The following is an 11,845-nucleotide window of genomic DNA, read 5'->3' on the forward strand; positions in this document are numbered from 1 at the left end:
CGATTAACGATGTTCGAGAGGTTCACCGACCGCGCGCGGCGGGTTGTCGTCCTGGCTCAGGAAGAAGCCCGGATGCTCAACCACAACTACATCGGCACCGAGCACATCCTCCTGGGCCTGATCCACGAGGGTGAGGGTGTCGCCGCCAAGGCCCTTGAGAGCCTCGGGATTTCGCTCGAGGCGGTCCGCCAGCAGGTGGAGGAGATCATCGGGCAGGGCCAGCAGGCTCCGTCGGGTCACATCCCCTTCACTCCCCGTGCCAAGAAGGTCCTGGAGCTTTCACTCCGCGAGGCCCTCCAGCTGGGTCACAACTACATCGGCACGGAGCACATCCTGCTCGGCCTGATCCGTGAGGGCGAGGGCGTCGCCGCCCAGGTCCTGGTCAAGCTGGGCGCAGATCTGAACCGGGTGCGGCAGCAGGTCATCCAGCTGCTCTCCGGTTACCAGGGCAAGGAGACCGCCACCGCCGGCGGTCCTGCGGAGGGCACGCCCTCCACGTCCCTGGTCCTCGACCAGTTCGGCCGGAACCTCACCCAGGCCGCTCGTGAGTCCAAGCTCGACCCGGTCATCGGGCGCGAGAAGGAGATCGAGCGGGTCATGCAGGTGCTGTCCCGCCGTACCAAGAACAACCCGGTCCTCATCGGTGAGCCCGGCGTCGGCAAGACCGCCGTCGTCGAGGGCCTCGCGCAGGCCATCGTCAAGGGCGAGGTGCCCGAGACCCTCAAGGACAAGCACCTCTACACCCTGGACCTCGGCGCGCTGGTCGCCGGCTCCCGCTACCGCGGTGACTTCGAGGAGCGCCTGAAGAAGGTGCTCAAGGAGATCCGCACCCGCGGCGACATCATCCTGTTCATCGACGAGCTGCACACGCTGGTCGGTGCGGGTGCCGCCGAGGGCGCCATCGACGCCGCCAGCATCCTCAAGCCGATGCTGGCCCGCGGTGAGCTGCAGACCATCGGTGCGACCACGCTGGACGAGTACCGCAAGCACCTGGAGAAGGACGCGGCCCTCGAGCGCCGCTTCCAGCCGATCCAGGTCGCGGAGCCGTCACTGCCGCACACGATCGAGATCCTCAAGGGTCTCCGTGACCGGTACGAGGCCCACCACCGTGTCTCCATCACGGACGAGGCCCTGGTCCAGGCGGCGACGCTCGCCGACCGCTACATCTCGGACCGCTTCCTGCCGGACAAGGCGATCGACCTGATCGACGAGGCCGGTTCCCGGATGCGCATCCGCCGGATGACCGCGCCGCCGGACCTGCGCGAGTTCGACGAGAAGATCGCCGGCGTCCGCCGCGACAAGGAGTCCGCGATCGACTCGCAGGACTTCGAGAAGGCCGCCTCGCTGCGCGACAAGGAGAAGCAGCTCCTGGCCGCCAAGGCCAAGCGGGAGAAGGAGTGGAAGGCCGGCGACATGGACGTCGTCGCCGAGGTCGACGGCGACCTGATCGCCGAGGTCCTCGCCACGGCGACCGGCATCCCGGTCTTCAAGCTCACGGAGGAGGAGTCGTCCCGCCTGCTGCGCATGGAGGACGAGCTCCACAAGCGGGTCATCGGGCAGATCGACGCCGTCAAGGCGCTGTCCAAGGCGATCCGCCGTACCCGTGCCGGCCTGAAGGACCCGAAGCGTCCCGGTGGCTCGTTCATCTTCGCCGGTCCGTCCGGTGTCGGTAAGACCGAGCTGTCCAAGGCGCTCGCGGAGTTCCTCTTCGGTGACGAGGACGCGCTGATCTCCCTCGACATGTCGGAGTTCAGCGAGAAGCACACGGTCTCCCGCCTCTTCGGTTCGCCCCCCGGTTACGTGGGCTACGAGGAGGGCGGGCAGCTGACGGAGAAGGTGCGCCGCAAGCCGTTCTCGGTCGTCCTCTTCGACGAGGTCGAGAAGGCCCACCCGGACATCTTCAACTCGCTGCTGCAGATCCTGGAGGACGGTCGCCTGACCGACTCCCAGGGCCGGGTCGTGGACTTCAAGAACACGGTCATCATCATGACGACCAACCTCGGCACCCGGGACATCTCCAAGGGCTTCAACCTCGGCTTCGCGGCCACGGGTGACAAGAAGACCAACTACGAGCGCATGAAGAACAAGGTCCAGGACGAGCTCAAGCAGCACTTCCGGCCCGAGTTCCTCAACCGCGTCGACGACGTGGTCGTCTTCCCGCAGCTCAGCCAGGACGACATCCTGCGGATCGTCGACCTGATGATCGACAAGGTCGACGAGCGCCTCAAGGACCGGGACATGGGCATCGAGCTCTCCCCGTCCGCCAAGGAGCTGCTGTCCAAGAAGGGCTACGACCCGGTGCTGGGCGCGCGTCCGCTGCGCCGCACGATCCAGCGCGAGGTCGAGGACACGCTGTCGGAGAAGATCCTCTTCGGCGAGCTGCGTCCCGGTCACATCGTGGTCGTGGACACCGAGGGCGAGGGCGACGCCAAGACCTTCACCTTCCGGGGTGAGGAGAAGTCGGCGCTCCCCGACGTCCCGCCGATCGAGCAGGCGGCCGGCGGCGCCGGCCCGAACCTGAGCAAGGAGGCGTAGCCCTCCGGGGGTGCGTCGAGAAAGGGGCTGCCCCGGGACTTCGGTCCCGGGGCAGCCCCTTTGTCTCGCCGCGTCAGCGTTCTTCCAGGATCACTTCGGCGTTGGGGAAGAGCGCTTCGAATGGGGTGGCGTCGAGCCGTTCCCCCGTGGCGGCCCAGACGGCGACCTTTCGCACTCCGGGGAGGCGAGCGGACAGCACGGAGGCATCCTCGTCCCCCCGGAAGGCGACGAGACGCAGTTCGGTGATGTCAGGGAGGAGAGGAACCGGTCCGAGCCCGTCCGGGAAGAGCCGGCCGTTCAGGTACAGGCCGGTCAGGTGCGGCAGCCGAGCCACTTCTGCCCAGTCCTCGTCGGTCAGCGGTGTGGTGACGGCGAGGCTGAGTACTTCCAGGGTGCGCCAGTGGGACAAGCCCCGCAGGCCGGTGCTGGTGGTCGTGTCCTCGCCCAGGAAGAGAAAGTCCAGGGGCGACGCGACGGGCAGGGAGTCCGTCAGCTCTGTGCCCGGGAGCTGCTGTGCGAACAGAGACAGCAGACGAATCGAGGTCGTGTCGCGAAGGCCGCTGATCTCCGAGGCATCGGCGATCAGGAGGAAGTCGAGCGGCAAGGACCTGAGCCATCCGAATTCCCGCACCGACCGGCACCTGCTCAGCTCAAGTCGCCGTAGGGAATCGAAGACGGCCACCTCACGCATGTCGGTCAGTTCGGGGTTGTCGATGAGTACCAGGTCCTCGACCGAGCTCGGATCGACCACAGCGGCGGCGATGCCGGACAACTCGTGTTGTCCCCGGAACACAAGTCGTTGCCACGGGCGCATACCGCCGAGTGCGGTTCGCTCGGCGTCAGTGGTACAGGCCAAGTACAAATCCGTACGGTCCAGGTGATCCAGTACCTCGGTCGCGTACTCCTGGGTATCGAACCGTTCCCACGTGCCGGCCAACTGTCGCCGTACGTCCAGCGACGCGTGTCCACGGAACCGGCGCAGCACGGCCAGGGCCGCGGTGTCCTCGCGATCGGCGAGGAGCGAAGCCGTCACCGTCACGCCGTGCGCCTCCGCCTCCGTCAGCCCCTCCGGACCCGGCAGCAGCTCCAGGACCAACGGCCCTGCCTCCGCCAGGGCCTTCGCATCCTCCTTCGACCCCGGCGGGATCAGCGCCCCCGCTCGTGCCTCCACCTCCGCCCGTACCGCCGGGTCCATGGCCGTCGCGTGCTCCAGGCAGGCCAGGGCCAGCAAGGTCAGCCGCGGCTCGTCCTGCGCCAGCAGCCGCCGCAGGAGCACGGCACGCTCCCCGGGCCGGGCATGGGCCACCGCCATGCGGATCACGTCTTCCCACTGGGTGTCGTCCGCACGGGCCGCGATGACGTCGAGGTGCCCCTCCTCGACCGCGTACCGCGCCCCCAGATAGTCCTGGAAGGTGCGGTGGACGAAGCTCAAGATCCCCTCGCCGGGCCGCTGGAGCAGCCCGCTGCGCAGTACCAGTGCCCGCAGGACCGTCGCCGCGTCTCCCTGCCCCGCCGCGGAGGCGACCGACGGCAGCGCGCGCTCCACGATGCCTTCGGCCGTGGCCACGTCCATCTCCGTACGCCCGCTCAGCACCAGCGCGTACGCCAGTCGCTGGAGCAGCTCCAGCTGTGCCTCCTCGCCCAGCTCCACCGCCTCCATGCCCCGTTCCCGGTCCCGGCGGGCGAGCAGCATGGTGAGGGCGGCGTCGTACAACTCCTTGCGTCCCGTGGGGAGGTAGCCCCGCCGTTCCCGGTGCAGGGCGCAGATCAGGCCGCACATCAGGGGGTTGGTGGCGAGGCGGGCCAAGTCGCGTTTGGTGCGCAGGGAGTCCAGTAGCCGGGTCTCGTACTCGGACGCCTGGGCGGCCGCGTGCCAGCGCCGCACGAAGGTCGTCACGTCGTCCTGTCGCATCGGCGTGAGGGCGAGTTCCCGGAAGCCCTCGGTGGCCAGCCAGTCGTGGCGTACGGCGGTGGGGCGGGAGGTGAGCAGCCAGCGGTTGCCGGGGAAGGCGCGGATCAGGGCGAGCAGCCAGTCGCGGGTGCGGTGCCGGCCGGCGGCGGGGATCTCGTCCAGGCCGTCGACGAGGACCAGGCCCCGGCCGGCGCTCAGCACCCGTTCCGCCCAGCCCTCCGGAGGGGTGAGCGGGCAGCCCACGGCGGTGAGGAAGGCCGTGGGGGAGGGCAGCGCGCCCGAACGGGTCAGTGTGCGCAGCGGCAGTACGTACGGGACCCGGTCCCCGTCGCGCGCGGCGGTCACCGCCAGCCACTGGACCAGGGTCGTCTTGCCGGAGCCCGCGTCGCCGCGCAGGAGTACCCGGTCGCGGGTGCGCAGGGCGTCCTCGGCGGAGAGGCGGACGGTGCGTTCCGGTTCGGGGTGTTCCCCCGGCAGGGCGGCGCGCTCCTCGTCGCCGGTCGCCTCCAGGCTCAGGTAGGCGACCTCCAGCGGCCACCGGTCGGGGGAGTCGCGCAGGTCGATGCCGTAGATGGTGATGCGGTTGTACTGCTCGGCGACGTACGGCAGGTACCGGCGCTCGAACGCCGTGTCCCGGGCGTCCGGACGCGGTGTGCGGGTGATCAGCTCGTCGACCTTGGCGATCAGCTCGGCCTGTCCGCGCGTCTGGGCCACGAGCGTGCGGGCGACGAAGGTGGAGCGCCGGGTGAAGAACTCCAGGATGTGCAGGCAGGCCCATTCCGTCGCGGAGTCGAGGAAGTAGCAGGCGTCGGCGGACAGGACGCCGAAGGCGCCGTCCCCCCGGTACTGCAACTGCTTGGCCAGCTCCCGGTGCCCCAGCCGCACCGCCTGTACGTCGTCCATGTCCAGGTCGCCCAGGGCGAGCAGCCGGGCGGTCAGGGCGTCGGTGACGGCGGTTTCCTCGTCGAGCGGGAAGGGCGGCTCGCCCGGGGAGTCCAGTGAGGCCCCGACGAGCCGCTCCGCAAGCCTGCGCACCTCCTTCTCGCCGAGGGTGCGCTGCTCGCCCCGGAACGCGACGAGGTGGGTCAGCCGGACCGGTCTGTCGACCAGTCCGGCACCGGGCCCGCCCGTCACGAAGAGCTTCTTCACCAGCGGTGCGACCAGGCCGGACGCCAGCTTCCCGCCGAGTACCGCCGGTTCCATGCGCCACCCCCGGGGTCGGTCTTCGGGGGAAGCCTATCGAGCGTCAGGACAACTGGCCTGCGTAGTCCGGCAGCTTGAAGGTCTTCTCGGCGTGGCCGCCCGACACGTCGGTGGGGCTGTTGCCGATGTTCGCGATGATCGTGTAGCCCTGCGACTCGATCTCGGCGCGCTGCTCGGTCTTGTACTCGGCGACGTCCCGGAACAGGTCGAGGAAGCCGCGGACGTACAGGCCGGAGGACTCGTAGCCGGCGTGGGAGAGGTTCCACTCGGTGGGGGCCTCGATGATGCCCGGGCGGGCGGTCACGAAGAACAGGGCGACGCCGTGCTCCTGGGCGTACTGGGCGGCCTCGAGGACGGGCCGGTTGGCGGGCTGCGGGTAGCTGAAGCCGAAGTCGGTCTCCAGCGAGGTGTTGTCGATGTCGAGGACGATCGCCTGCTTCTCGCCGGGGGCGGAGTCGGCGATCCGCTCCTTCAGGTAGGGCAGGGCCTTGTCCATCACGGCCCGGCAGTCCCTCTGCCAGGTGTCGTAGTCGACGTCGGCGGCGGTGACGGCCGTCACCACCGTGCGCTGCGTCTCGGCAGGGGCGGCGACGGCCGGGGTGAGCGTGGCCGTGAGCGCCGCCGCGGTGACGGTGGCCGTTCCGGCGACACGTGCCCACGTACGGCGCCGGGTCGGTCCGGCCTGTCTGATCTGCCCGTTCTGGTCGGTCATGGGGGGTGGGGTCCTCTCATGCCTGCGGGGATGCCTGACGGTGACAAAGTTGTCGCGAGCATGCTTGCCCCAACAAGTGGCCGGGTGGCAACGATTGGGTTACCGAGTAGTAGTCGGCCGCCCCGGCCCGCGGTCACGCCGTGATGTCCACCCCGTCCGGCACGTTCCGCACGCGGGGCAGGCGCGGGTTGACCCGCAGTACCCGCAGCCGGGGGAAGACGGACAGCCACGAGAGGTCCGTGTCGGGAAGCTCCGCGTTGAGCCAGAGGTGGGTCAGCTGACCGGGGGCCAGGCCCGCCAGCAGTTCGTCGGCGCGCATCACGCCGGCCACCTGGATGCGCGTGCGCCCGCCCAGCTCGTGCAGCGCCGCCAGCTCGGCGGTGTCGGCGACGGGGAAATAGAGGCCGTCCGGGTCGAGATGGGCGATGATCTCCTCGGCGTATCGCTCGGTGTCGAAGTGGCGCCAACCACGGGCGAGTTCGGTGCGCACCGGCAGGGCGGAGCGGGACCGCAGACGGGCCAGGTAGTCGATGGCGGCGTCGTCCTGGACTCGGGTCGCGGTGATGGCGAGCAGCAGAGCCTGCCGGTCGTCGGGGACCTGACCGGGGTCCGGCAGCAGCTCCAGGACGATGGGACCGACCCAGCCCAGCCCCCGGGCGGCCGGCTCGGTCGTCGGGCGCACCAGGTTCTTCGTGCGCTCGTGGACGAGCCGCTGGACGGCCGGGTCGAGTTCGGTGACGTGGTCCAGGCAGGCCGCGGCCATCAACCGGCGGTGGTTGATCTGCGGGCGGCGCAGTCCGGGCGCCGCCGCGAGCAGCCGCTCCAGGAACTCGGCACACTCCTCGGGGCGGGCGTGGGCGGCGGCCATGCGGATGACCTCCTCCCACTCGGACTGGTGGGCGTGGTCCACCAGCGTGGGGAACCGGCCGCGCGCCACGATCTCCTTGGCGGCCAGGTAGTCCTGGAAGGTGCGGTGGACGAAATCGACCGACTCCCCGGACCGTTCGCGCAGCAGGCCGGTGCGGTGCAGCAGATGGCGGAAGATCTTCGCGCCGTCCCCCTGCGCGCGGGCGGCGGGCATGGCCGGGAGCGCGGCGTCCAGGATGCCGACCGCCCGTTCGCTCGTCAGCTCGGAGGCGTCCTCCTCCAACATGGCGTGGGCCAGCTTCTGCAGCAGCCGCTCCCGGGTGCTCTGCTGGAGCCGCACGTCGTCGGCGTACAGCACGTCCCGCTCGGGGTCGCGGCGCTGCAGCAGCATCTCCAGGGCGGCGTCGTAGAGCTCCTTGCGGCCGCTGGGCAGGGAGCCGGCGCGGTCCCGGTTCAGCGCGCATATCAGGCCGCACATCAGCGGGTTGGTGGCAAGCTGACGCAGCTCGCGGTAGATCCGTACGGAGTGCAGCAGCCGCTGCTCGTACTCGTCCAGCGCGCCCCGCTCCCGCGGCCCGGTCGAGCGGCTCTGCTCGTCCAGCCGGGCCGCCGAGTGCCAGTCCCGGATGAACCGTGTCACCTGGTCCCGCGACATGGGCGCGAGGGACAGCTCGGCGAAGTCCTCCTCGGCCAGTCCACCCCCCGAGAGCCAGCCGTCCGACACGGCGGAGGGACGGGAGGTGACCAGGCAGCCGTTGCCGGAGAAGACGCGCAGCAGCCGGCGGAGCCGGTCGCGCAGTTCGCCGCGGGTCTTCTCCGGCGCCTCGTCGATGCCGTCGACCAGCAGCAGGGCACGGCCGGAGAGCAGGGTGCGTACGACCCAGCCCTCCGGAGCCCGGTCGGCGAGCGGGTGCCGGACCGCGTGCAGGAAGTCGTCCGGGGCGGGGAAGCCCTCCCGGGCGAAGCGGCGTACGGGAAGGATGAAGGGGACCCGGGAGCCCTGGCGGGCGGCGGCCACGGCCAGCCACTGGACCAGGGTCGTCTTGCCGGAGCCCGCGCCGCCGCGCAGCAGCACCCGTTCGTGGTCCTCCAGGGCGCGGTCCGCGAGCAGGACGGTGCGCTGCTCGTCCTCCGCGCCGGCCACGCCGCCGCTGCGCTCCTCCGCCTCCAGGCTCAGGTAGGTCTCCTCCAGCGGCCAACGGTCGGGCGCGTTGGGGAAGTCCACCCCGACGATGGTCAGCCAACCGTGCCGCCGGGCCACCCACTGGGCGTACTCGGCCTCGAACGCCGCGTCCCCCTCCGATCGTTGGGGCTGCCGGGTCGCCGCCTCGGCGTCGCCCAGGTCGACCAGCTGGGCGATCCGGCCGGCCCGCCCGGCCAGGTGGCGTTGGAGATAGGGCGAGCGTCGCACCAGATGGTGCAGGACGTGCAGGCACACCGAGACCAGCAGCGCGTCGTGGAACCAGGCGGCGTCCGGCGAGAGTTCCCGGTCCGCGCCCTGCACCGCGCCCCGCAGGCGCCGCGCGTAGTCCTGCGGCCCGAGCCGCACGGCGTCGGCGTCGGTGACGTCGACCTCGGCGATAGCGAGCAGGGTGCGGGCCAGGACGTCGACGACCGGGGCCAGTTCGGCGGTGGGCGCGGTGTGCCGCTCGGCGGCGAGATGGACGAGGTCGGCGGCGGTGCGGTGGACGTCGTCCGGGATGGCCGGGGCGTCCGGGCCGCGCCAAGTGACGAGGCCGGGAACCGGCTCGGAGAACACGGGCGGCCGGACGGGATCGCGGAAGAGTCTGCGGACGAGAGGGGCGGCGAAGTGGGAGGGGGTGCGGACGACGGCATCCATGGATGTGGGTTACCCCTGTGGTCGGGAGGACGGGCCGGCTGGGACGATCTGGACCTTCACGCCGTCCGGCACCTGCCGGGCCACGGCCGTGTCCGTGTCGGTCAGCACGGTGACGGAGCGCAGACCGGGGAAGGCCGAGAGCCAGGCCAGCCCCTCCACCGGATGCGCCGCCTCCAGTGTCAGATGGACGAGACGCTCGGCGACGATCAGTCCGGTCAGGTCACCGACCCGGTACGCGCCGTGGACGTAGACCTGTTCCCAGCCACCGAGTGAGCGGAGCGTGCGCAGGTCGTCGGCCGTGGACACGTCGACGACCCACTGCCGGGGAAGGTGGGCGAGGATCTCGCGGGCGTACTGGTCCCGGTCGAACAGGTGCCAGGCGGCGGCGAGGTGCTGCTGCACCCCGGAGCCGGGATGCTCGCGGAAACGGCACAGGAACCGCAGCGCCGCCTCGCTGCCCACGCCGACGGCCGTGTACACCACCCGGGTCGCCGTGTGGTGATCGATCTCCTCCGGCCCCGGCAGCAGCCCCAGCACCAGGTCGCCCCCGGCGCGCGCCACCTCCCGCGCCGCCTCGAAGTCCACCGGCGGTACGTGCGTCCGCAGACCGTCCTCCACCCGCTCGCGCACCTCGGGTTCGACCTCCGCCACGTAGCGGAGACCGGCGGCCGCCAGCAGGGTGCCGCGCGCGTGGCCCGAGTCCGCCAGCCGGCGCAGTATGTACTCCGCCTCCCTGGGCCGGGCGTGCGCGAGGGCGAGCAGGATCACGTCCTCCCAGTCGTCCCTCTCCGCGTGGTCGACCAGCAGGTCGAAGTCCATCTCCTGCACGGCCAGCCGGGCGCCGAGATAGTCCTGGAAGGTGCGGTGGAGGAAGTCCACCCGTCCTTCGGCGGGCTCGCGCAGCAGTCCCGAGCGCAGCAGCAGGGCGCGGTAGACCTCCTCGTCGCCGCTGCCCGCCAGGCTCAGCGCGGGCAGGGCGCGGCCGATGATCTGGAGGGCCTCGGCCCGGTCCATCTCCTGGCGGCCGTTGCGGATCAGCCACCAGGCCAGCTTCTGCAGCAGCTGCACCTGGACCGCGTACGGCAGCCGCGCCCCGGCGGGGTCGTGCAGCTCCCGCTCGCGGTCCCGGCGCTCCAGGAGCATGGTCAGGGCGGCCTCGTACAGGGACCTGCGGTCCTGCGGCAGGAAGCCGCGCCGGTCGCGGTGCAGGGCGCAGAGCATGCCGCACATCAGCGGATTGGTGGCCAGCCGGTTCAGCTCCGACGTGGTCCGTACGGACCGCAGCAGTGCCTCGCCGACCGGCTCCGGCGCTCCGGCCGCGCGGTGCCAGCGGCGTACGAAGGTGGCGACGTCGTCCTGGGACATCCGGGCGAGGACGCGCTCGCCGAAGCCTTCGGCGGCCAGCCAGTCCTCCGGGACGGCCGACGGGCGCGAGGTGACCAGCCACAGGTTGCCGGGGAAGGCCCGCACCAGCTCGCGCAGCCAGCGCCGGGCGGCGGCGCGGCGGTCGCCGGCGATCTCGTCGATGCCGTCGACCAGCAGCACCCCGCGCCGGGCCCGCAGGACCCGCTCCACCCACCCGGGCGGCTGCTCCCCGGCGACCGGGCAGCCGACCGCCCGCAGGAAGTCGCCGGGAAAGGGCAGCTCGGCCCCGGGCCGGACGATCCGGCGCATCGGCAGCACGAACGGAACCCGGCCGATGAGGTGGGTCAGCCCGTGGTCGTAGGCACGGCCGGCCGTGGTGACCGCCAGCCACTGGACGAGGGTGGTCTTGCCGGAACCGGCGACGCCGCGCAGGAACACCTGGTCCTGGCCGGCGAGCACCTGTTCGGCGGCCACGGTCAGGTGCTCCGCCTCTTGACGGCCGCCCTCCCGGCCGACCTCCCGTCCGGCCCGGGGCCGGGCCGCCTCCAGGCTCAGATAGGCCGTGTCCAGCGGCCACTCGCGGGTCCCGGCGTCCAGCCCGTAGATGGTGAGCGTGCCGTACCGGGCCGCGATGTGGTCCGCGTAACGCTCCTCGAACCCGGCGTCCTCGGCCGACCGGGACGGCAGCCGTTCCAGTAGTACGTCGACGGCCTGGACGAGCCGGGCCAGCTGCTGGGTCTGGACGGTCTGCTGGCGGGCGACGTAGGTGGAGCGCTGGGTGAGGAAGTTCAGGATGTGCAGGGAGGCGGTGTGCAGCAGCCGCTCGTACAGCAGCAGGCCGTCCGCGCCGAGACCGTACGGGGACAGCGGCACGTTCGCGCGCAGCTCGCGGGCGAAGCGCTCCGGCCCGAGCCCGACGGCCTCGTAGTCCTCGACGGTGATCTCGCCGAGCCGGGCGAGGGTGCGGGCCAGGGCGTCCTTGACGGCCGTCGCCTCGGCGGGGTCGACGGGCTCCTCTCCCGGGCCCGCCGCCTTCATCGCCCTGCCGACCAGCTCTCCGGCGACCTTGTCGACGTCCTTGGGCGTGACGCTCCGCTTCTCGCCGCGGAAGGACACCAGCGCAGATATCCGCACCGGGCGGTCCACGAGAGCGGCCCCCGGCCCGTCCCGGACGAAGAGCCTGCGGACGAGCGGTGCGACCGCGCTGGACGCGACACGGGCCCCGAGTGCTGTGACGTCGACCATGCTCCGAGCCTAGGTGAACGCCCTTGTGGGAGTGGTGGGTTAACCGCGACAGGAGTAGCCCCCGTCACAATCAGGGGCCGTTCGATCATGGCCGCCGGTGACGTGCCGCACAGGCCATTTGCCCTGTACTACGAGGAATAGTGGAAGCGACAAGAACTACGAAAAC

The 11,845-nt window shown here is 71.3% G+C and carries 5 protein-coding genes; 1 reads left to right on the forward strand and 4 read right to left on the reverse strand.

The features are described 5' to 3' along the window. The first annotated feature begins 9 nt into the window (after positions 1-9). The gene (locus ABEA26_RS32345) at positions 10-2,535 is read left to right on the forward strand and encodes an ATP-dependent Clp protease ATP-binding subunit (RefSeq protein WP_345597167.1); all 2,526 of its coding nucleotides are present in this window, start codon (positions 10-12) and stop codon (positions 2,533-2,535) included. A 73-nt stretch (positions 2,536-2,608) separates the two neighbouring features. Here the strand turns inward: ABEA26_RS32345 and ABEA26_RS32350 are convergent, their stop codons facing one another. The 4 genes from ABEA26_RS32350 to ABEA26_RS32365 form a co-directional block, all read right to left on the reverse strand. After that, entirely contained in the window at positions 2,609-5,650 is a 3,042-nt protein-coding gene (locus ABEA26_RS32350) for an NACHT domain-containing protein (protein WP_345597168.1), read from the reverse strand. A 43-nt stretch (positions 5,651-5,693) separates the two neighbouring features. Next, positions 5,694-6,362 (reverse strand): HAD family acid phosphatase, encoded by a 669-nt coding sequence (locus ABEA26_RS32355; protein ID WP_345597170.1) that lies wholly within the window; start codon positions 6,360-6,362, stop codon positions 5,694-5,696. Positions 6,363-6,495: 133 nt separating this feature from the next. Then, positions 6,496-9,069, reverse strand: a complete 2,574-nt coding sequence (locus tag ABEA26_RS32360; RefSeq protein ID WP_345597172.1) for an NACHT domain-containing protein — start codon at positions 9,067-9,069, stop codon at positions 6,496-6,498. Positions 9,070-9,078: 9 nt separating this feature from the next. Further along, on the reverse strand, positions 9,079-11,679 hold the full coding sequence (locus ABEA26_RS32365; protein ID WP_345597174.1) for an NACHT domain-containing protein: 2,601 nt from the start codon (positions 11,677-11,679) through the stop codon (positions 9,079-9,081). Between the last annotated feature and the right edge of the window lie 166 nt (positions 11,680-11,845).

This window comes from Streptomyces marokkonensis, from assembly GCF_039539045.1.
Taxonomy (GTDB): Bacteria; Actinomycetota; Actinomycetes; order Streptomycetales; family Streptomycetaceae; genus Streptomyces; species Streptomyces marokkonensis.

What these genes read in the sequence shown, in the direction of transcription:
- ABEA26_RS32345 (WP_345597167.1), top strand. Translation starts at nt 10, where the DNA reads ATGTTCGAGAGGTTCACCGACCGCGCGCGGCGGGTTGTCGTCCTGGCT.
- ABEA26_RS32350 (WP_345597168.1), bottom strand. Translation starts at nt 5,650, where the DNA reads ATGGAACCGGCGGTACTCGGCGGGAAGCTGGCGTCCGGCCTGGTCGCA.
- ABEA26_RS32355 (WP_345597170.1), bottom strand. Translation starts at nt 6,362, where the DNA reads ATGACCGACCAGAACGGGCAGATCAGACAGGCCGGACCGACCCGGCGC.
- ABEA26_RS32360 (WP_345597172.1), bottom strand. Translation starts at nt 9,069, where the DNA reads ATGGATGCCGTCGTCCGCACCCCCTCCCACTTCGCCGCCCCTCTCGTC.
- ABEA26_RS32365 (WP_345597174.1), bottom strand. Translation starts at nt 11,679, where the DNA reads ATGGTCGACGTCACAGCACTCGGGGCCCGTGTCGCGTCCAGCGCGGTC.